Origin of the sequence: Butyricicoccus faecihominis, from assembly GCF_014648015.1 — a bacterium.
In the GTDB taxonomy this organism is placed as follows: Bacteria; Bacillota; Clostridia; order Oscillospirales; family Butyricicoccaceae; genus Agathobaculum; species Agathobaculum butyriciproducens.
Genome location: NZ_BMQH01000039.1, coordinates 1 through 601 on the forward strand (window position 1 = coordinate 1; position 601 = coordinate 601).

A 601-nucleotide genomic window follows, 5' to 3' on the forward strand; every position below is an offset into this window, starting at 1 on the left:
TCAAAACCTATTTGCTGATCTATAAAATTAAGATCGGAATAACATTTTAACATTTCCTCTATTGTTGCTTTTGCTTTCGTATTGTTCAGTTTTCAAGGTGCAAAATTGCTACGCAATTTTGCCAACAAAACTACGTTTTGTTTGTGCAAATAGCGCGGCTCATAAGAACTTCCGACCTTTTATAGCTTATGCAAAATTTTATTTCATAAAATTTTGCAAGCTCGGTCGTTGCTCTTATTGGTGGGCTTGAGAGGACTCGAACCTCCGACCTCACGCTTATCAGGCGTGCGCTCTAACCACCTGAGCTACAAGCCCATTTGATTTTCGGCGTCCGGTCGTCGTTTCCGTCTTCCGACGCCCTGTGGTGGAGATGAGGAGGATCGAACTCCTGACCCCCTGCTTGCAAGGCAGGTGCTCTCCCAGCTGAGCTACACCCCCATATTTCAACCTTTCGATTGATGCAGGGACCTCGGAATTTGTCTTTCTCTTTTCCACTTTTTGAAGGTACACAATCTTTCGATTGCACCCTCTAAATTAAACAACGATCTGCAAGTGCTCATTCTGATTGACCATAGGATATGAGTTCTTATTCAGAACTCAG

Annotated in this window: 2 tRNA genes; both read right to left on the reverse strand. The window is 43.4% G+C overall.

Annotated features, from left to right (window positions below):
• Positions 1 to 238 precede the first annotated feature (238 nt).
• Positions 239 to 315, reverse strand: a tRNA-Ile gene (locus tag IEY11_RS14600).
• Between the two features lie 47 nt (positions 316 to 362).
• A tRNA-Ala gene (locus tag IEY11_RS14605) sits at positions 363 to 438 on the reverse strand.
• Positions 439 to 601: the final 163 nt, after the last annotated feature.